The sequence below is a fragment of the Microbacterium algihabitans genome, assembly GCF_032464975.1.
In the GTDB taxonomy this organism is placed as follows: Bacteria; Actinomycetota; Actinomycetes; order Actinomycetales; family Microbacteriaceae; genus Microbacterium; species Microbacterium algihabitans.
In genome coordinates this window covers 149,992-172,576 of the sequence record NZ_JAWDIU010000002.1, presented here as the reverse complement: position 1 = coordinate 172,576, position 22,585 = coordinate 149,992, and the positions used below count along the sequence as shown (strand labels likewise).

16 protein-coding genes are annotated in these 22,585 nt (G+C 70.7%); 11 read left to right on the top strand and 5 right to left on the bottom strand.

The genetic code is table 11. The annotated features are described in order from the left end of the window. Window positions 1-136: 136 nt before the first annotated feature. A complete protein-coding gene (locus RWH43_RS08055) occupies window positions 137-1,915 on the top strand; it encodes a DUF8094 domain-containing protein (protein WP_230704736.1) in 1,779 nt (592 codons plus the stop codon). Next, a complete protein-coding gene (locus tag RWH43_RS08050) occupies window positions 1,912-2,859 on the top strand; it encodes a tetratricopeptide repeat protein (protein WP_316001183.1) in 948 nt (315 codons plus the stop codon). The genes RWH43_RS08055 and RWH43_RS08050 overlap by 4 nt, the downstream gene beginning before the upstream one ends. Window positions 2,860-2,980: 121 nt before the next feature. On the opposite strand, the gene glgB is transcribed toward RWH43_RS08050, so the two are convergent. The 3 genes from glgB to glgX form a co-directional block, all read right to left on the bottom strand. Beyond that, complete coding sequence (gene glgB / locus RWH43_RS08045; protein ID WP_316001182.1) at window positions 2,981-5,119, bottom strand: 1,4-alpha-glucan branching protein GlgB; 2,139 nt, start codon at window positions 5,117-5,119, stop codon at window positions 2,981-2,983. Next, window positions 5,116-7,185: an alpha-1,4-glucan--maltose-1-phosphate maltosyltransferase gene (locus RWH43_RS08040; RefSeq protein ID WP_144835055.1), complete on the bottom strand. Its 2,070-nt coding sequence runs from the start codon at window positions 7,183-7,185 to the stop codon at window positions 5,116-5,118. The genes glgB and RWH43_RS08040 overlap by 4 nt, the downstream gene beginning before the upstream one ends. Before the next feature lie 83 nt (window positions 7,186-7,268). Continuing rightward, window positions 7,269-9,359 (bottom strand): glycogen debranching protein GlgX, encoded by a 2,091-nt coding sequence (gene glgX / locus RWH43_RS08035; protein WP_144834973.1) that lies wholly within the window; start codon window positions 9,357-9,359, stop codon window positions 7,269-7,271. Between the two features lie 46 nt (window positions 9,360-9,405). Between glgX and RWH43_RS08030 the strand changes: the two genes are divergently transcribed. The 3 genes from RWH43_RS08030 (at window position 9,406) to ligA (ending at window position 14,251) form a co-directional block, all read left to right on the top strand. Further along, entirely contained in the window at window positions 9,406-10,602 is a 1,197-nt protein-coding gene (locus RWH43_RS08030; protein ID WP_316001181.1) for a cysteine desulfurase family protein, read from the top strand. Window positions 10,603-10,611: 9 nt separating this feature from the next. Further along, window positions 10,612-11,709: a tRNA 2-thiouridine(34) synthase MnmA gene (gene mnmA / locus RWH43_RS08025; RefSeq protein WP_316001180.1), complete on the top strand. Its 1,098-nt coding sequence runs from the start codon at window positions 10,612-10,614 to the stop codon at window positions 11,707-11,709. A gap of 70 nt (window positions 11,710-11,779) precedes the next feature. Then, the gene (gene ligA / locus RWH43_RS08020) at window positions 11,780-14,251 is read left to right on the top strand and encodes an NAD-dependent DNA ligase LigA (protein WP_316001179.1); all 2,472 of its coding nucleotides are present in this window, start codon (window positions 11,780-11,782) and stop codon (window positions 14,249-14,251) included. Window positions 14,252-14,440: 189 nt separating this feature from the next. Here the strand turns inward: ligA and RWH43_RS08015 are convergent, their stop codons facing one another. Next, window positions 14,441-14,938, bottom strand: a complete 498-nt coding sequence (locus RWH43_RS08015) for a hypothetical protein (protein ID WP_251506842.1) — start codon at window positions 14,936-14,938, stop codon at window positions 14,441-14,443. A gap of 131 nt (window positions 14,939-15,069) precedes the next feature. Continuing rightward, entirely contained in the window at window positions 15,070-16,749 is a 1,680-nt protein-coding gene (locus tag RWH43_RS08010) for a long-chain-fatty-acid--CoA ligase (protein WP_316001178.1), read from the bottom strand. Between the two features lie 83 nt (window positions 16,750-16,832). On the opposite strand from RWH43_RS08010, the gene gatC reads away from it, so the two are divergent. The 6 genes from gatC to RWH43_RS07980 all read left to right on the top strand — a co-directional run bounded on the left by gatC (window position 16,833) and on the right by RWH43_RS07980 (window position 22,583). Then, on the top strand, window positions 16,833-17,132 hold the full coding sequence (gene gatC / locus RWH43_RS08005) for an Asp-tRNA(Asn)/Glu-tRNA(Gln) amidotransferase subunit GatC (RefSeq protein WP_058231460.1): 300 nt from the start codon (window positions 16,833-16,835) through the stop codon (window positions 17,130-17,132). Then, window positions 17,129-18,661, top strand: a complete 1,533-nt coding sequence (gatA, locus tag RWH43_RS08000) for an Asp-tRNA(Asn)/Glu-tRNA(Gln) amidotransferase subunit GatA (protein WP_316001177.1) — start codon at window positions 17,129-17,131, stop codon at window positions 18,659-18,661. Before gatC ends, gatA begins: the two co-directional genes overlap by 4 nt. Next, the gene (gatB, locus tag RWH43_RS07995; protein ID WP_144834984.1) at window positions 18,661-20,178 is read left to right on the top strand and encodes an Asp-tRNA(Asn)/Glu-tRNA(Gln) amidotransferase subunit GatB; all 1,518 of its coding nucleotides are present in this window, start codon (window positions 18,661-18,663) and stop codon (window positions 20,176-20,178) included. Before gatA ends, gatB begins: the two co-directional genes overlap by 1 nt. A 196-nt stretch (window positions 20,179-20,374) precedes the next feature. Further along, entirely contained in the window at window positions 20,375-21,631 is a 1,257-nt protein-coding gene (locus RWH43_RS07990) for a DNA polymerase IV (protein ID WP_144834986.1), read from the top strand. A 63-nt stretch (window positions 21,632-21,694) separates the two neighbouring features. Beyond that, window positions 21,695-22,015: a hypothetical protein gene (locus tag RWH43_RS07985; protein WP_076675934.1), complete on the top strand. Its 321-nt coding sequence runs from the start codon at window positions 21,695-21,697 to the stop codon at window positions 22,013-22,015. Then, window positions 21,990-22,583 (top strand): nucleoside/nucleotide kinase family protein, encoded by a 594-nt coding sequence (locus RWH43_RS07980; protein ID WP_316001176.1) that lies wholly within the window; start codon window positions 21,990-21,992, stop codon window positions 22,581-22,583. Before RWH43_RS07985 ends, RWH43_RS07980 begins: the two co-directional genes overlap by 26 nt. The last annotated feature ends 2 nt before the right edge of the window (window positions 22,584-22,585 follow it).

Sequence of the window (22,585 nt, the reverse complement as noted above, 5' to 3'; positions counted from 1 at the left end):
CGTGTGGTCAGGATACTGAGCACGGCGCCTTCGGAGCGTACGACGGGCCTCGCCGAGAACTTTCAGACGCCCTCGGATAGTCTGAAACGTCGATTCTTCGGTGGCGTCCGAGCCACCGGTGGGGATGGTGTGAAGCGTGAGATTCGTCTGGGCCGTGGTGGCGTTCGTCATCGCCGCCGCCATGATCGGTGCGGGCATCGCCCAGCGCACGGTTTTCCAGGGTCCGTCCGAGGCGTCGGCGAACGTGCAGACCGACGGGAGCGAGGCCTACACGCTCATCGACGGCTCGGTTCTGACGAGCGTCCCCGGCGCGCAGACCCTGCGTGTCGAGGGCGACGGCGAGGTCTTCGCCTCGTACGGCCGCACCGCCGACATGAAGGCGTGGCTGGCCGATGTGCCGTACACCGCGGTGACCGTCGACGGTGAGGGCACGGTGCAGACCGCGACGGTCGAGCCGACGGTGACGCCCGCGTCCGACGCCGCCGCCGGACGCAGTCCCGTCGACTCCGACCTGTGGCTCGACGAGTACGAGCAGACCGGGTCGCTCTCCACGACGCTGCAGCTGCCCTCCGACATGAGCGTGCTCGTGGCATCCGACGGCACCGCTCCCGCCCCTTCGAACATCAGCGTGACCTGGCCCATCGACAACTCGACCCCGTGGGCCGGCCCCCTCATCGTCGGCGGCGGCGTCGTGCTGTTCATCGGCGTCGTGCTGTACGTGCTCGGCATTCTGCACGTCCGCCGTCGTCGTCGCCCGCGCCGCAAGGGTCTGCCGCTGCCGGTCACCGAGCCCATCTCGACCGTCGACGCGGATGCCGAGGCCAAGGGCGTGGTCAGCCGATCGCGCCGCGGCGGCGCCCGCCGTGCCCTGATCGCCGTGCCCGCGCTCGGAGTCTCGGTGGCGCTGATGGCGGGGTGCTCGGCCGACGCCTGGCCCCAGCTGGCCGCAACGGAGACGCCGAGCCCGTCGCCCACGGTGATCGTTCCCGAGGGGCAGTTCCCGCCGGCCGTGACCGAGGCGCAGGCTCAGCGCATCGTCTCGCGCGTGTCGAGCACGGTCGCCGAAGCCGACGCCGCCCTCGATGCGAACGCGGCGAGCCAGCGCCTGGCCGGTCCCGCTCTCGCCGAGCGTCAGACCAACTACACGCTGCGCGCCGCGCTGAGCGATCGCCCCGCCCTTCCGGCGATCCCGGCGGAGCCCGTGCAGATCGTGCTGCCGCAGACCACTGCCGCCTGGCCGCGCACCGTGATGACGGTGGTGGAGTCGGCGGATGCCGCGACGCCCACCACGACCATCATGATGCTGACGCAGGACTCGCCCTGGGACGAGTACAAGGCGTCGTACGTCGGCAACCTCGAAGCCTCGACCAACCTCCCCGAGCTCGCCGCCCCGTACGTGGGCGCGACCCAGGTGCCGCCCGACTCGTCGTTCCTCGTGCTCGCTCCGGACAAGGTCGCCGCGGCCTACGCCGACATCATCAACAACGGTGACAAGAGCGCGTCGTACACCACGTTCGACACCGCCAACGACCTGCTGCTCAGCGCGATCCAGGCGAACAAGACGCAGCGCACCGACGAGCTCAATCAGACCGGTGCCGGCACCGCGCAGATCAGCTTCTCGGCCTCCGCGGGTCCGGCGACGCCGATCGCCCTCGCCACGCTCGACACCGGTGCGATCGTCGCCGTCAACGTGTACGAGAGCGACACGGCCAAGCCCACCAACCCCGACGCCGTGATCAAGCTCGACAACAACCCCGCGGTCAAGGCTCTGACCGGCGTCGACCAGTCGGCGACCGGCTTCACCACGACCTACTCCGATCAGGTGTTCTTCTACGTGCCCAGCCAGGGCTCCGATGATCAGATCCGCCTGCTCGGTTACCGTTCCAGCCTCCTCGAAGCGAAGGTGTCCCCGTGAGCACTCCCGCCCCCGGTTCCGTCATGCGCGGTGCCGTCGACCTCTCGTCGCTGCGCAACCGCCCGCAGCCTCCCGCTGCGCCCGCCGCCGGAGCCCCGGCCGCACCGGCGCCCGCGGGGGGAGCGAGCCCGCTCGTGTTCGACGTCACCGACGCGTCGTTCGGTGAGGTGCTCGAGCTCTCGCGCACCGTGCCGGTCGTCATCGACCTCTGGGCCGAGTGGTGCGGTCCCTGCAAGCAGCTGAGCCCCGTGCTCGAGAAGGTCGTCATCGAACTCGGCGGCCGCCTGGTGCTCGCCAAGGTCGACGTCGACGCCAACCCGCAGTTGGCGCAGGGCTTCCGTGCGCAGTCGATTCCGATGGTGCTGGCCCTCGTCGCCGGTCAGCCCGTTCCGCTGTTCACCGGTGCGGTACCCGAGCAGCAGGTGCGCGACGTGTTCGCCCAACTGCTGCAGCTGGCCGCGCAGCACGGCGTGACCGGAACGGTGCCCGTCGACGGCGTCACCGACGACGTCGCGCCCGAGGAGCCGCCGCTGCCCCCGCTGCACGCCGAGGCCTTCGCCGCGATCGAGGAGGGCGACTACGCCCGCGCGATCACCGCGTACGAGAAGGCCCTCGCCGAGAACCCGCGCGACGCCGACGCCCGCGCCGGCCTCGGCCAGGTGCGCCTGCTCGATCGGGTGCAGGGCGCTGACCTGCAGGCCGCGCGCGACGCGGCGGCCGCGGAGCCGACCGGTCTCGACGCGCAGTTCCTCGTGGCCGACCTCGATGTGGTCGGCGGTCATGTCGACGACGCGTTCGGTCGTCTGCTCGACCTCTTCCAGGCGCTGTCGGCCGACGACCGCGCTCCGGTGCGCGAGCGCCTGCTCGAGCTGTTCGGTCTCGTCGGTGACGACGACGCGCGCGTCATCCGGGCCCGCGCCCGTCTGGCGTCGCTGCTGTTCTGATCGCGAGACGCCGTCGGCCCCGTCCCTCCTTCGAGGGGCGGGGCCGTTTGCTTCGGCCGCCTGCGGGCATGCGAAGGCCCCGACCCGCAGAAGCGGATCGGGGCCTTCACGCGATGGGTTGTCAGCTGCCGGCGCGGTGGTGCAACCAGAGCACACCCAGCGGCGGGATGGTCAGCGTGGCGCTGCCCCGCGCGTCGGTCACGACAGCACCCAGGTTGCCCTGACCCGAACCGCCGAAGGCCTCCGCGTCGCTGTTGAGCACCTCGGTCCAGGTTCCGGCCTCGGGCAGGTCGAGCGGGAAGTCGCCGAGCGGCACTCCCGAGAAGTTGCACACGACCGCGACCGTGTTGCCGTGGTGGTCGCGGCGCGCGAACGCGAGCACATTGGGGTTCCACGCGGGCGCGCCCAGACGGGAGAACGCTGCTCCGTCGTGGTCGCGCGACCACAGCGGAGCCTGGTCCTTGTACACGCGGTTGAGCTCGGCGACGAAGTCGTGCAGCTGCGCGTGCGAGGGCTGGTCGAGCATCCACCAGTCGATGCTGCGCGACTCCGACCACTCGGACATCTGACCGAACTCCTGGCCCATGAACAGCAACTGCTTGCCGGGGTGGCCCCACATGTAGGCGAGGAAGGCCCGCATGTTGGCGAGCTTCTGCCAGTGGTCACCGGGCATGCGGCCGAAGAGACTGCCCTTGCCGTGTACGACCTCGTCGTGGCTGATCGGCAGGATGAAGTTCTCGCTGAAGGCGTAGACGAACGAGAACGACAGCTCACCCTCGTGGTGCGAGCGATACATCGGATCGCGCCCGATGTACTGCAGCGAGTCGTTCATCCAGCCCATGTTCCACTTGAAGCCGAAGCCGAGGCCCGCGGCGGAGGTGGGGGCGGTGACGCCGGGGAAGCTGGTCGATTCTTCGGCGATCAGCGCGATGCCGGGGTAGCGCTTGTACGAGGTGGCGTTGACCTCCTGCAGGAAGCGGATCGCCTCGAGGTTCTCGCGGCCGCCGAACTGGTTGGGCGCCCACTCGCCGTCGTTGCGGGAGTAATCGAGGTAGAGCATGGAGGCCACGGCATCCACGCGCAGACCGTCGACGTGGAACTCCTCGAACCAGTACAGCGCGTTCGCGACGAGGAAGTTGCGCACCTCGTTGCGGCCGTAGTCGAAGATGAGCGTGCCCCAGTCCTTGTGCTCGCCTCGGCGGGGGTCGGGGTGCTCGTAGAGGGGCTCGCCGTCGAAGCGCGCGAGAGCGAAGTCATCCTTCGGGAAGTGGCCGGGAACCCAGTCCATGATCACGCCGATGCCGGCCTGGTGGAGCCGGTCGATCAGGTAGCGCAGGTCGTCGGGGTCTCCGAAGCGGCTCGTGGGGGCGTAGTAGCCCGACACCTGATAGCCCCACGATCCGCCGAACGGGTGCTCGGACAAGGGCAGGAACTCGACGTGGGTGAACCCCTGAGCGCCGACGTAGTCGATGATCTCGTCGGCCGCGTCGCGGTACGACAGGCCCTGCTTCCACGACCCGAGGTGCAGCTCGTAGATCGACATCGGTCGGTCGATCGGCGCGGTGCGCGAGCGCTCGTCGATCCATTCGTCGTCCGCCCAGGCGTACGTCGAATCGGTCACGACGGATGCCGTGGCGGGAGGGACCTCCGCCAGACGCGCCATCGGGTCGGCCTTCTCGATCCACTGTCCGCCGCGCGTGAGGATCTCGAACTTGTAGCGGGTGCCGACGCCGACACCCGGGACGAACAGCTCCCAGACGCCGCTGCCGCCCATCGAGCGCATCGCGTGGCCGGTGCCGTCCCAGCCGTTGAAGTCGCCGATCACGCGGAGGGCCCGTGCGTCGGGCGCCCAGACGGTGAACGCGGTGCCGCTCGAGCCGTCGAGTACGCGCGGGTGGGCGCCGAGCACGCGCCACAGCTCCTCGTGGCGCCCCTCGGTGATCAGGTGCAGGTCGAGTTCGCCGATCGAGGGGGCGTGACGATAGCCGTCGTCGGCGACGTGCTCGCTTCCGTTGTACGACGCGCGCACCGTGTAGGCGCCGGGATGGGCGTCGACGGTGGCCTCCCAGACGCCGCCGCGCACGTGCGCGAGCGGCACGGTCGAGCCGTCGGCGAGGACCGCGTGGACGTCGTGCGCCAGCGGGCGGCGGGAGCGGATGACCCACCCGTCGCTGCTCTCATGCACGCCCAGCACGCTGTGCGGGTCGTGGTGCGCGCCGTGGGCCACGGCGTCGAGGATCTCGGGGGGAAGGGTGCTCATCGGTTCTCCTTGACGTGCAGGATGTGCACGGGCTCGGCGAAGGCGTCGAGACGCACGAAGTTGTGGTCGGCCCAGGTCCAGACCTGGCCGGTCACGAGGTCTTCGACGTCGTACGACGTTCCGGGCTCGATCCCGAACACGGTGGTGTCGAGGTGCACCGTCGTCTCGCGCGCGGAGTGCGGGTCGACATTGGCCACGACGATGATCGTGTCGGTCTCACCCGTGGGGGAGAGGGCGGCATCGAGGTGCTTGGAGTAGACGAGGATGGCCTCGTCGTCACTCCAGTGGATGTCGAGGTTGCGCAGTTGACGCAGCGCCGGGTGCGCGCGTCGGGCGGCGTTGAGCATGCGCAGGTAGGGGGCGAGCGAGTCGCCCGCGGCCTCGGCCGCCTCCCAGTCGCGGAACTTGTACTCGTACTTCTCGTTGTCGATGTTCTCTTCCGACCCCGGTCGGGCGACGTTCTCGAACAGCTCGTAGCCCGCGTACACGCCGTAGGTGGGCGCGGCCGTCGCCGCGATCGCGGCGCGGATCTTATAGCCGGGGCGCCCGCCGAACTGCAGGTACTCGGTGAGGATGTCGGGCGTGTTGACGAACAGGTTCGGACGCAGGAAGTCGGCGGTGTCGTGCGCGAGACCGCCCAGGAACTCCTCGAGTTCTTCCTTCGTGTTGCGCCACGTGAAGTAGGTGTAGCTCTGCTGGAACCCGGCCATCGCGAGACCCTGCAGGGGAGCGGGGCGCGTGAAGGCCTCGGCGAGGAAGACCGCGCCGGGCTCTTCGGCGCTGACGGTGGCGATGAGCCACTCCCAGAACTGCAGGGGCTTGGTGTGCGGGTTGTCGACGCGGAAGATCGTGACGCCCTGCGCGATCCAGTGCCGCACGACCCGCAGGACCTCGGCGCGGATGCCCTCGGGGTCGTTGTCGAAGTTGACCGGGTAGATGTCCTGGTACTTCTTCGGCGGGTTCTCGGCGAACGCGATCGAGCCGTCGGGAAGGGTCGTGAACCACTCCGGGTGCTCGGCGACCCAGGGGTGGTCGGGTGAGGCCTGCAGCGCCAGGTCGAGCGCGACCTCGATGCCGTTGTCGCGCGCGGCGGCGACGAACGCACGGAAGTCGTCGAGCGTGCCGAGGTCGGGGTGCACGGTGTCGTGTCCGCCCGCTGCGCCGCCGATGGCCCACGGCGAACCGGGGTCTCCGGGCTCGGTGACCAGGGTGTTGTTGGGGCCCTTGCGGTTGGTCTGGCCGATCGGGTGGATCGGGGGCAGGTACAGCACGTCGAAGCCCATGCCGGCCACCCCGGGCAGGCGTTCGGCGGCGGTGCGGAACGTGCCGCTGATGACGCTGCCGTCGTCGGCGCGGCGTGCCCCCTCGGAGCGGGGGAAGAACTCGTACCAGGCGCCGACTCCGGCGCGCTCGCGCTCGACGAGGAGCTCGGCGTCTTTGCCGACGGAGACGAGGCCCATCATCGGGCGCGCGTCGAACAGCGCGGCGATGGCGGGGTCGCGCACGATCTGCAGCGCGGTGTCGTCGTGCACGTCGGGGTCGCGCAGCGAGCGCGCCGCGTCGTACAGCAGGTCTTTGTCGCTGCCGGGTCGCTTCTTCTCGCCGCGCGCTCGGTCGAAGAGCTGGGCGCCCATCTCGCGCATGAGCGCGGAGTCGACACCCGCGGCGATCTTGAGATCGGCGGCGTGCTCCCACGTGGCGAAGTCGTCGGCGAACGACTCGAAGCGGAAGCGCCAGACGCCCTGTTCGAGGGGCGCGACGAGGGTCGACCACCGGTCGAATCCGTCGTTGAGCGGGCTCAGTCGGTGCAGTGACTCGTCGCCGGAAGGCGAGAACAGCCGCACCTGCACGCCGATGCGGTCGTGGCCCTCGCGGAAGGCGGTGACGGTGAAGGGCACCGCTTCGCCGACGTAGGCGGAGGGGCGGAAACGCCCCCCGGGGACGCTGGGGTGCGGCAGCGCCATCGGGATGCGCGGTGTGACGACGCTGCGCGTGGTCGGCGTCGGCTTGACCGGACGCACCGGGATCGAGGCGGCGCTGCGCCAGGGCAGCTCGGGCGAAGGCATCGTCGTGGTGGCCACGGTCCGAACCTATCGCGGGCCGCCGACATCGCCGTACGGTTTGCTCCGGCCTTGACAGCGGGCCCGGTTCAGTCGACGCGGAACAGCAGCATCGACGCTCCCGTCACGGGGACCACGTCGCCGGGGGCGTAGCGCTCCGCGGTCTCGACCGGCGTCTCATCGGCGCTCGACCACAGCGGGACGTACACCGCGCCGTCGATGTCGGGGAGCGTGATCTCGGTGTCGGCCTCGATGCCGTGCACGACGAGCAGCACCCGGTTGGGCTCTTCGTCTTGGGGGGTCGAGGTGGCGAGGTACTGCAGAGTGCGGTGCGCCGGGTCGTTCCAGCGCTCGCTCGACATCGTCTCGCCCCGCTCGTCGAACCACGCCATCACCGACGCCGAGGGGATCACTTCGCCGAGGCGCGCGAACCGCTGGGGGCGCAGCGCCGGGTTGTCGCGGCGCAGGCGCAGCAGCCGTTGGGCGTGCGCGAACAGGTGCTCCTGCCACGGAGCGAGGTTCCACGACAACCAGGTGAGGGCGGAGTCGTGGCAGTAGGCGTTGTTGTTGCCGCGCTGCGTGCGGCCCATCTCGTCGCCCGCCGTGATCATCGGGACCCCCGCCGACAGCAGCAGCGTGCCGAGCAGGTTGCGCATGGCCTTGCGGCGGGTGGCAAGCACGCGTTCGTCGGTGGTGCTCCCCTCGGCGCCGTGGTTGAACGAGCGGTTGGTGTCGGCGCCATCGCGGTTCTGCTCGCCGTTGCCGAGGTTGTGCTTGACGTCGTACGACACGAGGTCGCGCAGGGTGAACCCGTCGTGCGCGGTGACGAAGTTGACGCTCGCGAGTGGCCCGCGCTCTTCGCTGAACGTGTTCGACGACCCCGCCAGGCGCGTGGCGAAGCCGCCCACGCCGACGGGGGCGGTGTCGGCGCGGCGCGCGTAGTCGATGTCGCTGAGCCAGAAGTTGCGCACGCGGTCGCGGTAGCGGTCGTTCCACTCCAGCCAGCCTTCGCCGAAGTTGCCGGTCTGCCAGCCGCCCATGCCGACGTCCCACGGCTCGGCGATGAGCTTCGCGTCCGCCAGCGACGGATCGTCGCGGATCGCGGTCAGAAGCGGATGTGCCGGATCGAACGAGTGGCGGGCGTCGCGCCCCAGCGTGACGGCGAGGTCGAAGCGGAACCCGTCGACCTGCACCTCGTCGCTCCAGTACCGCAACGAGTCCAGAACGAGGCGCGCAGCGGCATCCGTCGACGTGTTCACCGCGTTGCCGCATCCGGTCTCGTCGATGTAGACGCCCTCGTCGGTCTGGCGGTAGTACGCGCGGTTGTCGATGCCGCGCAGGCTCGTGCGCGGGCCGCCGATGCCCTCCTCGGCGGTGTGGTTGTAGACGACGTCGAGCAGCACCTCGAGCCCGGCCTCGTGCAGGAGCTTCACCATGCCCTTGAACTCGCGCAGCACCGCCTCGGGCCCCTCGGCGCGGCTCGCGGCGGTCGCGTACGGCGCGTGCGGGGTGAAGAAGTTGAGCGAGTTGTAACCCCAGTAGTTCGCGAGTCCCAGCTGCAGCAGGCGCGGCTCGGTCGCGAACGCGTGCACCGGCAGCAGCTCGACGCTGGTGACGCCGAGCGAGAGCAGGTGGTCGATCATCGCGGGGTGCGCGAGGCCGGCGTAGGTGCCGTGCAGGGCCGGGGGGATGAACGGATGCCGCTTGGTCAGGCCTTTGACGTGGCCCTCGTAGATGACCGTGCGGTCGAGGGGGATCCGCGGCTTCTGCGACGAGCCCCAGTCGAACGAGCCGTCGACGACCACCGAGCGCCAGTCGCCGTAGCTTCCCGAGACGAGACCGCGCGAGTAGGGCTCGACGAGCAGCGACTGCGGGTTGAAGGTGTGCCCGGGCCCGTGCGGGCCGCCCACGCGGATGGCGTACCGCGCGCCGGGACGCAGGAGGGCGGAGGACGCCTCGAACACGCCCGCGCCGACGGGGGTCATGGTGATGGTCTCGGTCGCCCAGTCGAGGTCGACCTCGTCGAAGATCAGCAACTGCATGGCATCCGCCGCTCCCGACCAGACGCGGAGCGTGCCGCCGTCGGGACCCAGGCGCACGCCCAGGTCGTCGAGGGTCGGGCTCAGCAGCCCGGGGCGGGCGGAGGCGCGGGCGGGCAGGGCAGTCTCGGGTCGGACCATGCGTCATAGGCTAGTCACCGCGGCAGGCGAAACCGGGAGGGCGTGGATGCGGGTATACCTCGATCACGCGGCGACGACCCCGCTGCGGCCCGAGGCGCGCGATGCGTGGCTCGCGGCGCACGAGGTGCTCGGCAATCCGTCGTCGATCCACGGCGCGGGGCAGCAGGCCCGCCGCCTGCTCGAGGACGCCCGCGAGAGCCTGGCCGGGGTGCTCGGTTGCCAGCCGATCGAGGTCGTCTTCACCTCGGGCGGGACCGAGGCCGCCAACCTCGCGCTGAAGGGGCTGTGGTGGTCGCGGGCCGAGGGTGAAGACGCGGTGGTGCTGCCCGACGGAGAGCATCACGCGACCCTCGACGTGGTGCAGTGGCTCGCGTCGGCCGAGGGAGCGACGGTGCGCCCCGTCTCGCTCGACGAGGGCGGCCGCATCGTGCCCGAGGTCTTCGCGGAAGCCCTTCCCGGGGCGGCGCTGGCGACGGCGCTCGTGGCCAACAACGAGGTCGGGACGATCCAGGATGCCGCGGGCCTGACCTCGGCGGCCGCTGCGGCGGGAGTCCCGCTGCACCTCGACGCGGTGTCGGCCCTCGGCCAGATGCCCGTGGACTTCGCGGCGTGGCGCGGCGCCGGGTCCGCGGCATCCGGACTCGTGACCATGTCGGTGTCAGCCCACAAGGTCGGCGGACCCGTGGGCGTCGGTGCGGCCGTGGTGTCGCGACACGGCCGCCTCACCCCTCTCGTGCACGGCGGCGGACAGCAGCGGAGCCTGCGCGCGGGGACCCAGGACGTCGCGGGGGCGGCCGCCTTCGCCGCGGCGGCGACCGTCGCCGAGATCGAGCGCGAGGCCCAATCCGAGCGTCTGCGCGGGCTGCGCGATCGCCTGATCGCCGGAATCCGCGCGGGCGTCCCGGCCGCACGGCTGCTCGGCGACCCGACGGATCGCCTGCCCGGCAACGCGCACGTGCTGTTCCCGGATGCCGCGGGCGAAACCCTGCTGTTTCTGCTCGACATGCACGGCTTCGCCGTCTCCACCGGGTCGGCGTGCCAGGCCGGGGTCGCCGAGCCGTCGCACGTCGTGCTCGCGCTCGGTCTCGACGAGCGCGCGGCGCGGTCGGTGCTGCGTTTCACCCTCGGGCGCACCTCGACCGCCGAAGATGTCGACGCTCTCCTCGCCCGCCTGCCCGAGGTGTACGCCCGGGCCGTGGCATCCGGAGCCCCATCCGGCGCCCGTTCAGACCGGGCTTCGTAGACTGGCTGCATGCGAGTTCTTGCGGCGATGAGCGGTGGAGTCGACTCCGCGGTGGCTGCGGCCCGCGCGGTCGAGGCGGGTCACGACGTGGTCGGCGTGCATCTGGCGCTCTCGCGCGCCGGGGGCACGCTCCGGGCCGGCAGCCGCGGCTGCTGCACGATCGAAGACGCGATGGACGCCCGCCGCGCCGCCGACAAGCTCGGCATGCCGTTCTACGTGTGGGACTTCTCGGAGCGCTTCCGCGACGACGTGATCGACGACTTCGTGTCGGAGTACCGTGCCGGGCGCACGCCCAACCCCTGCATGCGCTGCAACGAGAAGATCAAGTTCGCCGCCCTCCTCGAGCGCGCGGTCGAGCTCGGCTTCGACGCGGTGTGCACGGGCCACTACGCCACGCTCGTCGACACGCCCGAGGGGCGCGAGCTGCACCGGGCCTCCGACAACGCCAAAGACCAGTCGTACGTGCTGGGAGTGCTCACCGCCGAGCAGCTCGCGCACACGTACTTCCCGCTCGGCTCGACCCCCTCGAAGGCGCTCGTGCGCGCCGAGGCGGAGGAGCGCGGACTCTCGGTCGCGCAGAAGCCCGACAGCCACGACATCTGCTTCATCCCCGACGGCGACACGCGCGGCTGGCTCGCCGACAAGGTGGGTGCGGAGCGCGGCGAGATCCTCGACCGCACCGGAGCCGTGGTGGGCACGCACGAGGGAGCGCACGCCTTCACCGTGGGCCAGCGCCGCGGCCTGCAGCTCGGGGTGCCCGCCGCCGACGGCAAGCCGCGCTTCGTGCTCGAGGTGCGCCCCATCAACAACACCGTCGTGGTCGGGCCGAAAGAGGCGCTCGCGTGCTCCGAGATCGCGGGGGAGCGCTTCACCTGGGCAGGTCGGGCTCCGGATGCCGACTCCTTCGCGTGCGACGTGCAGATCCGCGCCCACGCCGACCCGGTGCCGGCGTTCGCATCGATGTCCGACGGTCTGCTGACGGTGCGTCCCGCAACGCCGTTCGACGGCGTCGCGCCCGGACAGACCGCTGTGCTCTACGACGGGACGCGCGTGATCGGTCAGTTCACGATCGACCGCACGGTGTCGGCGGTGCCGGTCGAAGCCTGAGGCGGCTTCTCTCCGCACCGTCGCCGGCAAGGCCCGGGGCGATGTCGCACCCCCTCCCTAAGCTGGAGACGTGACCGAGCACGATCAGCTTCCCGACCTGACCCTCGACCAGGCACGCGCCGAGGCGGGCGATCTGTCGCAGCGCATCCTGGGCGCGCGCGACGCCTACTACGGGCGCGACGCCGAGCTGGTCGACGACGCCACCTACGACGGGTGGATGCACCGTCTCGAGGCGATCGAGCGGCTGTATCCCGAACTGCAGGGGCAAGACAGCCCGACCCAGTCGGTGGGCGCCGCCGAGGCGACCGACCTCGCGACGATCGAGCACGCCGAGCGCATGCTGAGCCTCGACAACGTCTTCTCGCCCGATGAACTGCGCGACTGGGCGGTCAAGGCCGAGGCCTCCGCGGGTCGGCCCGTGCACTGGCTCAGCGAGTTGAAGATCGACGGGTTGGCCATCAATCTGCGGTACGAGAACGGGGTGCTGACCTCGGCCGCCACCCGCGGCGACGGTCGGGTCGGCGAGATCGTGACCGTCAACGCGCTACGGGTAACGGGCATCCCGCGCGAGCTCACCGGCGAGGGCCACCCCGCTCTGGTCGAGGTGCGCGGCGAGGTCTTCATCCCGGTCGCGAAGTTCGAGAACCTCAATCGTCTGCAGGGCGAATTCCGCGAGCGAGCGGTCGCCGAGGCCCGCGAACGCGCGTCGGGCCGCCGCGGCGGTCGGGTCTTCGATGAAGAGAAGGCCGAGATCGCCGCCGCGCGGCGGTTCCCCGCCTTCGCGAATCCGCGCAATGCGGCCAGCGGCGGCCTGCGTCAGCAGATCGAGAAGAAATCCGGACTCGAGCTCGAGGCGGGGCTCGCGCGCATCGACTCGCTCGCGCTCTACGTCCACGGCATCGGTGCCTGGCCCGACCCTCCCGTCGCCGCGCAGAGCGAGATCTATGCGTTGCTGGCGTCGTGGGGGCTGCCCACCTCGCCGTACTTCCGCGTCGAAGACTCCATCGACGGCGTGCTGTCGTTCGTCGCCCACCACGGCGAGCACCGCCACGACGTCGAGCACGAGATCGACGGCGTCGTGGTCAAGATCGACGAACTCGCCCTGCACGACGAACTCGGCGCCACCAGTCGCGCCCCGCGGTGGGCGATCGCGTACAAGTACCCGCCCGAGCAGGTCAACACGAAGCTGCTCGACATCGTCGTCTCGGTCGGACGCACGGGCCGCGCCACGCCCTTCGCCGTGATGGAGCCCGCGCGCGTGGCCGGCAGCGTCGTGCGCCAGGCGACCCTGCACAACCAAGACGTCGTGAAGGTCAAGGGCGTGCTGATCGGTGACACCGTCGTGCTCCGCAAGGCGGGTGATGTCATCCCCGAGGTGCTCGGGCCCGTCGTCGAGCTACGCGACGGCACCGAACGGGCCTTCGTCATGCCTACCGACTGCCCCGAGTGCGGTACGCCGCTGCGACCGGCCAAAGAGGGCGATATCGACCTGCGTTGTCCCAACGCGCGGTCGTGCCCCGCGCAGGTGCGCGGTCGGGTCGAGCACATCGGGTCGCGCGGCGCCCTCGACATCGAAGCCCTCGGCGAGGTGATGGCGGCAGCGCTCACGCAGCCCGAGATACCCGAGCGCCCTCCGCTCGACACCGAGGCGGGGTTGTTCGACCTCACCGTCGACGAGCTCGTGCCCATCGAGGTCGTGGTGCGCGACTCCGAGACCGGCGAACGCAAGGTCGACCCCGACTCGGGCGAACCCGTACGGCGTGCTCCGTTCCAGAAGCTCGGGGCGGCGACCTACCCTCCGGGCACGGAAGACCTCGATCCCGCGGAGCGGCGTCGACGCGGCATCCGGAAAGATCACCGCGAAGTGCTGCCGTCCGAGCAGGCGGTCAAGCTCGTCGCCGAGCTCGAGAAGGCCAAGACCAAAGACCTGTGGCGCCTGCTCGTCTCGTTGAACATCCGCCACGTCGGTCCGGTCGCCGCGCGGGCGCTCGCGCAGTGGTTCGGCTCACTCGACGCAATCCGGGCGGCCTCGCGCGACGAGCTGGCCGCGGTCGAGGGCGTGGGCGGCATCATCGCCGACGCGGTCATCGACTGGTTCGAGGTCGACTGGCACCGCGACATCGTCGAGCGGTGGACCGCGGCGGGCGTACGGTTCTCCATTCCCGGCCACCCCGGGCCCGGGGCAGCGGCAGCGGCCGGGGGAGTCCTCGCCGGACTCACCGTGGTGGCAACCGGATCCCTTGACGGCTACACCCGTGAGGGAGCACAGGAGGCCATCATCTCCGCCGGCGGCAAGGCGGCCTCGAGCGTGTCGAAGAAGACCGACTTCGTCGCGGCGGGTCCGGGTGCCGGCTCGAAGCTGGCGAAGGCCGAGGAGCTGGGTCTGCGCATCCTCGACGCCGCGCAGTTCCGCATCCTGGTCGAGCAGGGGCCGGCGGCGCTCGACGGTGCTGCTCCAGAACCCGACGCTGCAGCGGTGGACGACGCAGAGACCCACGACGCGGCGAAGACCGACGAGGCCGCGACCACCGACGCGTCGTGACGACCGACGACGCCGCGACGACCCACGCGCCGCGACGACCCACGCGTCGCGACGACCGACGCGTCGTGACGACCGCCGGAGCCGGGACCACTCACTAACCGGCCCGGGGCGGCGACGCGCAGCCCGGAACAGAGAACGAGGGCGGGGCAGGAAATCGCTCTCCTGCCCCGCCCTCGTGTCGTCAGCTGGTCAGCCGGCGCACACCGTCGCCGCGTCGGTGAAGCTCTCCTGCAGAGCGGTCACCTGGTCGCTGAGGCCGCTCGCCGTGTTGGGATCGGCGATGAGGCCCTCGAGGAACGTGGCGTACTCGTTGAGCGCGCCGCTCGCCTTCTGGGCGGCCGGAGCGACCTCTTCGTTCGTGATGCCCCCGAACTCGGTGTCGACCTGCGTCGCCAGCTCACGGAACTGCGTCAGCGTGGCCTGCGGGTCGGACGTGTCGATCGAGCTTCCGGCCTGGCTGACGGCCTGGAACTGCTCCTGCACGATCTGGCAGGCGTCGGCCTTCGACTGGTCACCGGCGGGAGCAGGAGCGCTCGACGCCTGCGCCGACGAGCTGGCCTCGCTCGTTCCGGCGGTGTCGTTCGTGTCGGCCTCATTCGCGCTCGAGTCGCCGCCGCCCGAGCACCCGGTCAGCAGCAGCAACGCCGATGCGGCGACGAGCGCGAAAGACGTACGCGTTTTGATCATGTGATTCCCCCAAGGTCACTTCCGGGCGCGAGTCAGCCCGGAATGGCCCCACCGTAGTGACATCCGTCGGCCCCCCGCCATTCGACCCCTGCCCCTTGCGTCAGGGGAGGGATTCGGTGCAGGGCGTCGGCTCAATCGCTCAGCAGCTGATCGCGCACCTGCCGCCGGAGGACCTTGCCGATCAACGAGCGCGGCAATTCGTCGACCACGATGACACGCTTCGGCACCTTGTAGGGCGTCAGGATGCCGCGGGCGAATGCCCGCACGGCCTCGGCGTCGAACTCGCCCGGCGTCGTCGGCACGACCGCGGCCACGACCTCTTCGCCTGAGTGCTCATCCGGGAGGCCGACCACGGCCACCTCGGCGACCGAGGGATGCTGGCGCAGGACGGTCTCGACCTCGGTCGGCGCGACGTTGAAGCCGCCCGTGATGATCAGCTCTTTGATGCGGTCCACGATGCGCACGAAACCGGCGTCGTCGATCGTGACGATGTCTCCGGTGCGGAACCAGCCGTCGACGAACACCGACGCGGTTTCTTCGGGCTTGCCGTAGTACCCCGAGAACACCTGCGGCCCGCGCACCACCAGTTCGCCGCGTTCCACGTCGGTCGTGGGATCGTCGGGGTCGACCACGCGGCACTCGGTCCCCGGCAGGGGCAGGCCCACGGTTCCCGCGACGCGGTTGTCGGCGACGGGGTTGGCCATGAGCACGGGGGAGCACTCGCTCAGCCCGTAGCCCTCGACCAGGTAGCCGCCGGTGGCCTCCTCGAAGGGCACGACGAGATCGTGCGGCAGGGCCATCGCACCCGAGATGGCGACGTCGGTGCCCGCGAGCGACACGCCCCGCGCCGTGGCCGCCGCCAACAGGCGTTCGGCGATGGGCGGCACGAGCGGGAGGAACGTCGCCGGGTGCTTCTTGGTGACCGCCAGCACGAGGTCGGGGTCGAACTTGGGGAAGAGCACGAGACGCGCGCCCATCGACATCGCGAACGTCAGGCACAGGGTCAGCCCGTACGCGTGGAACATCGGCAGCACGGCGTAGACGACGCAGCCCTCGCCGCGCACGATCGAAGGCACCCAGGCGCGCGCCTGCGCCGCGTTCGCCAGCAGGTTGGCATGCGTGAGCATCGCACCCTTGGGTGTGCCGGTCGTGCCGCTCGTGTACTGGATGATCGCGAGGTCATCGGCGGCCGGGCGGGGGTGGCTCTCGGGCAGGGGAGCGTGGCGCACCAGGTCGGACCACTCGACGGCGTTCTTCGTCTTCTCGGTCAGCGCTGCGCGCGCCTCGCGGGCCTTCGCCACCGGCAGGCGCAGGGCGAGACGCGTGCGCAGAGGCATGGCCGTGGTCACGTCGACTGAGACGAGCGTGTCGACGCGCAGATCGGCGGGGAACTCCTGCACGGTGGCGACGACCTTGCTCCACACGATCGCGTGCTTCGCGCCGTGGTCCTCGAACTGCTTGCGCAGCTCCCGCGGGGTGTAGAGCGGGTTGTGCTCGACGACCACGGCGCCCAAACGCAGCACCGCGTAGAAGGCCACGATGTGCTGCGGGCAGTTGGGCAGCACGATGGCCACCGGGTCGCCCGCCTCCACGCCGCGTTCCTTCAGCGCGGCCGCGACGCGCACGATGTCGGCCGTCATCTCGGCATACGTCGTCTCACGGCCGAAGAACTGCAGGGCGGGGGCGTCGGGGTAGTCGCGCACCGACGCGTCGACGATGTCGACGAGCGATCCGCTCTGGGGTTCCAGGTCTTCGGGGACTCCCGGTGCATAACTCGAGGTCCAGGGCCGCGGGGGATCGAAGCTCGTCACCCCGTCAGCCTAAGACGCCCGGACCGCTCATCGAGGGTGGGTGCGCGACGGGAGCGGGTGACGGCGCGAACTAGACTCGGGGGGTGTCTGAAATCACTCCTGATCTCGTGCGCCATCTCGGTGTGCTCGCCCGGATCCAGTTGAGCGACGAGGAGGTCCAGAGCCTCACCGGCCAGCTGGATGCCATCGTCGACAACATCGCGAAGGTGTCCGAGGTGGCCACGCCCGACGTCGTCGCCACGAGCCACCCGATCCCGCTCGAGAACGTCTTCCGCCCCGACGTCGTGCAGCAGCAGCTCACGCGCGAGCAGGTGCTGCAGAACGCCCCTGACCAGGCCGACGGCCGATTCCGCGTGACCGCGATCCTGGGAGAAGAGCAGTGACCGACCTCACCCGCCTGACAGCGGCGGATCTCGCCGCCAAGCTCGCCTCGTCCGAGGTCTCGAGCGTCGAGGCCACGCAGGCCCACCTCGACCGCATCGCCGCCGTCGACGGCGACGTGCACGCGTTCCTGCACGTGAGCGACCATGCCCTCGAGGTCGCGGCCGACATCGACCGCCGCCGCACGGCGGGAGAGCAGCTGCACGAGCTCGCCGGCGTTCCGCTCGCGGTCAAGGACGTGCTCGTCACCACCGACATGCCCTCCACCAGCGGGTCGAAGATCCTCGAGGGCTACATGTCGCCCTACGACGCCACGGTCGTCGCGCGCTCGCGCGCCGCGGGCCTCGTGCCGCTGGGCAAGACCAATATGGACGAGTTCGCGATGGGCTCCTCCACCGAGTTCTCCGCCTACGGCCCCACCCGCAATCCGTGGGCCCTCGACCGCATCCCCGGCGGCTCCGGTGGTGGATCGGCCGCGGCCGTCGCCGCGTTCGAGGCGCCGCTCGCCCTCGGCTCCGACACGGGTGGCTCGATCCGTCAGCCCGCGCACGTCACCGGCACGGTCGGCGTCAAGCCCACGTACGGCGGCGTGAGCCGTTATGGCGCGATCGCCTTGGCATCCAGCCTCGATCAGGTCGGCCCGGTCACGCGCACCGTGCTCGACGCGGGTCTTCTTCACGACGTCATCGGCGGTCACGACGCGAACGACTCGACCTCGCTGTCCGACGCGTGGCCCTCGTTCGCCGCCGCCGCCCGCGAGGGCGCGACCGGCGAGGTCCTCAAGGGACTCAAGGTCGGCGTCATCCGCGAGCTCGACGACCGCGGCTTCCAGAAGGGCGTGTCGGACTCGTTCCGCGCATCGCTGGCAGCCATGGAGGCGCAGGGCGCCGAGATCATCGAGATCAGCGCCCCGCACTTCGAGTACGGCGTCGCCGCGTACTACCTGATCCTTCCCGCCGAGGCCTCGAGCAACCTGGCGAAGTTCGACTCGGTGCGCTTCGGCATGCGCGTGAACCCGCAGGGGGCCGCGACCGTCGAGAACGTCATGGCCGCGACGCGCGACGCGGGCTTCGGTCCCGAGGTCAAGCGCCGCATCATCCTCGGCACCTACGCCCTGTCGGCGGGATACTACGACGCCTACTACGGCAGCGCGCAGAAGGTCCGCACGCTCATCCAGCACGACTTCGACGCCGCGTTCTCGCAGGTCGACGTCATCGCGACGCCCTCGGCGCCGACCACGGCCTTCCGCCTCGGCGAGAAGATCGACGACCCGCTGCAGATGTACCTCAACGACGTGACCACGATCCCCGCGAACCTCGCGGGCGTGCCCGGCATCTCGGTGCCGAGCGGTCTCGCCGAGGAAGACGGCCTGCCCGTCGGCATCCAATTCCTCGCCCCCGCCCGCGAGGACGCCCGCCTCTACCGCGTCGGCGCAGCCCTCGAAGCGCTGCTCGTCGACCAGTGGGGCGGCCCGCTGCTCGACAAGGCTCCCTCCCTTCGACAGGCTCAGGGACCGGAAGGAACGCTCTGATGGCGAAAGACGCACTCATGGACTTCGACGAGGCACTCGGAATGTTCGAGCCCGTCCTCGGCTTCGAGGTGCACGTCGAGCTCAACACCGCGACCAAGATGTTCTCGGCCGCGCCCAACCCGGCGAACGAGGCCCACCACGGTGCCGAGCCGAACACGCTCGTCGCTCCCGTCGACATGGGTCTTCCCGGTGCCCTGCCCGTAGTGAACGCCGAGGCGATCCGCTCGTCGATCAGCCTGGGCCTCGCCCTCGGTTGCTCGATCGCGCCGTCGAGCCGCTTCGCGCGGAAGAACTACTTCTACCCCGACCTCGGCAAGAACTACCAGATCTCGCAGTACGACGAGCCGATCGCCTTCGAGGGCTCGGTCGAGGTCGAGCTCGAAGACGGCACCCTCGTGACCGTGCCGATCGAGCGCGCGCACATGGAAGAAGACGCCGGCAAGCTCACTCACATGGGCGGGGCGACCGGTCGCATCCAGGGCGCGGAGTACTCGCTGGTCGACTACAACCGCGCAGGCGTGCCGCTCGTCGAGATCGTCACGAAGCCGATCTTCGGTGCGGAGCACTCCGCCCCCGCACTGGCGAAGGCGTACGTCGCGACCATCCGCGACATCGTGCGCGGCCTCGGCATCTCGGAGGCCAAGCTCGAGCGCGGAAACCTCCGCTGCGACGCGAACGTGTCGCTGCGCCCCCGCGGCCAGGAGAAGCTCGGCACCCGCACCGAGACCAAGAACGTGAACTCCATGCGTTCGGTCGAGCGCGCGGTGCGCTACGAGATCCAGCGTCAGGCCGCGATCCTCGCCAAGGGCGGGACGATCACGCAAGAGACCCGTCACTGGCACGAGGACACCGGTCGCACCTCTCCGGGGCGTCCGAAGTCGGATGCCGACGACTACCGCTACTTCCCCGAGCCCGACCTGCTGCCGGTCGTGCCCGCACCCGAGCTGATCGAGGAGCTGCGCGCCGCGCTCCCCGAGCCGCCCGCTGCGCGCCGTCGCCGTCTGAAGGGCGAGTGGGGCTTCACCGACCTCGAGTTCCAGGACGTCGCCAACGGCGGCCTGCTCGACGCGGTGGCCGACACGATCGCCGCAGGAGCCGCTCCGGCCTCGGCCCGCAAGTGGTGGACGGGTGAGATCACCCGCGTCGCCAACGCGCAGGAGCGCGACGCCGCCGACCTCGTGTCGCCCGAGAACGTCGCCGCTCTGCAGAAGCTGATCGACGCCGGCACCCTCACCGACAAGCTCGCGCGCCAGGTGCTCGAGGGCGTCATCGCCGGAGAGGGCACCCCCCAAGAGGTCGTCGACGCCCGCGGTCTGGCCGTGGTCTCCGACGACGGGGCGCTCATCGCGGCGATCGACGAAGCCCTCGTCGCCCAGCCCGACGTGCTCGCGAAGATCCGCGACGGCAAGGTGCAGGCCGCCGGTGCCGTGATCGGCGCGGTCATGAAGGCCATGAAGGGCCAGGCCGACGCCGCGCGCGTGCGCGAACTCGTGCTGGAGCGCGCCGCCGCTCTGTAATCGACACCGGATGCCACGGCACCGCGCCCCGCGAGGGGTGGGGCCGTGGCATCCGTCGTTTCCGGTCCGAGGTGGGTCACAACCTCGGTGATCCGCGCACGCTCAGCGGGTTTCGCGCGACGCGGGCTGAGCTCGTGCGGATCGCTGAGCTCGCGCCGCGGGGCCGATGTCGGAGGTCCGGGGGAAAATGGATGCCATGGGACGAGGTGACGGAACGGGGCGCATCGTCTCGCGCCCCGACGCCGATGACACGGGCACCGGCATCCTGCACGTCGACATGGACGCGTTCTTCGCCTCGGTCGCCGTGCTCGACGATCCGTCGCTCGCCGGCAAGCCGCTCATCATCGGCGGGTCGGAGGGGCGCGGTGTCGTCTCGAGCGCCTCGTACGAGGCCCGCCGTTACGGCGTGAAATCGGCCATGCCGGTGGCGATCGCGCTGCGCATGTGTCCCACCGCCATCGTCGTCAACCCGCCGTACCACCGCTACACCGAGATGTCTCGGCAGGTCATGGCGATCTTCCACGACGTCACCCCGCTGGTCGAACCGCTCTCGATCGACGAGGCCTTCCTCGACGTCCGCGGTGCGCGGCGGCTGTGGGGGAGCCCGGGGACCATCGCCCGCGACCTGCGCGCCCGGGTGAAGGCCGAGACGGGGCTGACCTGCAGCATCGGCGTCGCGGCGACCAAGCACGTCGCCAAGATGGCCTCCACGATCTCCAAACCCGACGGGCTGCTCGTGGTGGCCGAGGCCGACACCGAGGCGTTCCTGCGCCCACGTTCGGTGCGCGCGCTGTGGGGGGTGGGGCCCAAGGCCGCCGAGGCGCTGGAGTCCCGCGGCATCCGGCTCATCTCCGACATCCTCGACACCCCGCGTCCCGCGCTCGATCGGGTTCTCGGTCCCGCGATGGGCGAGCGCATCTGGCACCTCTCGCGCGGTATCGACGCCCGCGAGGTGCACACGGGGCGCTCCGAGAAGAGCGTCGGCCACGAAGAGACGTTCCACACCGACATCTCCGACACCCGCACGCTGCACGTCGAACTCCGCCGGCTCGCCGATCGCGTGGGCGCGCGCCTGCGCACGCAGCAGTACGAGGCGGCGACGATCTCGATCAAGGTGCGCTTCTCCGACTTCACCACCCTGAGCCGCTCACGCACGCTGCCCGAACCCACTTCGGTCGGCCAGCGCATCGGCGACGCCGCCATCGAGTTGTTCGACGCGATCGACCGACGCCAGGCCGTGCGCCTGGTCGGTGTGCGCGGAGAGAAGCTCAAGCCGGCGGCGATGGCCGCCACCCTGTGGGACGACGACGCCGAGTGGCGCCGCGTCGAGGGGGCACTCGACGACGCCACGACGCGCTTCGGCCGGGGCGCCGTCACTCGCGGTTCGCTGCTCGGGCCGTCGCGCGGCGGGGGAGCCCTCCCCACCAACCCCCGGCCCTCGTACGACCACTGACACGCGGACCGCGGTCGCGCAACGCCCCTCGGCGCTCCGACGCCGGGCCGCTACGGTGGAGCCATGCCCAACATCGCTTTGGAACTCGGCAAGCAGGCCACCAGCTTCGGCGTCACCTCCGCCTACGGCGAGCAGCAGGACGTCGACGGCGTTCGCATCGTCCCCGTCGCCCTCACCTGGGCCGGGTACGGCGGCGGCTCCGACGAGCAGGGCAACGGTGGCGGCGGGGGCGGCGGATACACGCTTCCGCTCGGCGCCTACATCCGTCGCGGAGACGACCTGCGGTTCGACCCGAACCTCGTGTCGCTGCTCGCCGTCGGCATCCCGTTCGTGTGGGTGGCCGGTCGCGCCCTCAGCCGTGTCATCCGCGCCCTCAAGAAGTAACGCGGACCCCCTCGACGACGCTCTCACCGCGGCCGTGGCCGCGATGTCGGCGCGCGTCGTCGAGATCGGCGCGTCGAACCCTGTCGTCGTCATCGACGGTCGCAGCGGAGCCGGCAAGAGTTCGCTCGCCCGTCGCCTCGTGGCCGCGTGGCCGGGGCGCGGGCGCGTGCAGATGGTCGCCCTCGACGACGTGTATCCCGGGTGGGACGGCCTCGCCGCGGGCGCTGACTACGCTCGCGAGACGATCCTGCTCCCGCACGCGCGTGGACTGCTCGGCGTGTGGGAGCGATGGGATTGGGAGCTCGACGAGCGTGCCGAGGCATACGCCATCGACCCGTCCCTCCCACTGGTCGTTGAGGGGTCGGGCCTCTTGACTCCCGAGGTCGCCCGGTTGGCCGACCTCACCGTGTGGGTCGAGGCCCCGACCGACTCCCGGCGTACGCGGGCACTCGCACGTGATGGCGAGACCTACCGCCGGCATTGGGATCGGTGGGCTGCGCAAGAAGACGCGCACCTCGCCGCGCACGACCCCGCGGCCCGCGCCGGGCTCCGGGTGCGCCTGCCGTGATG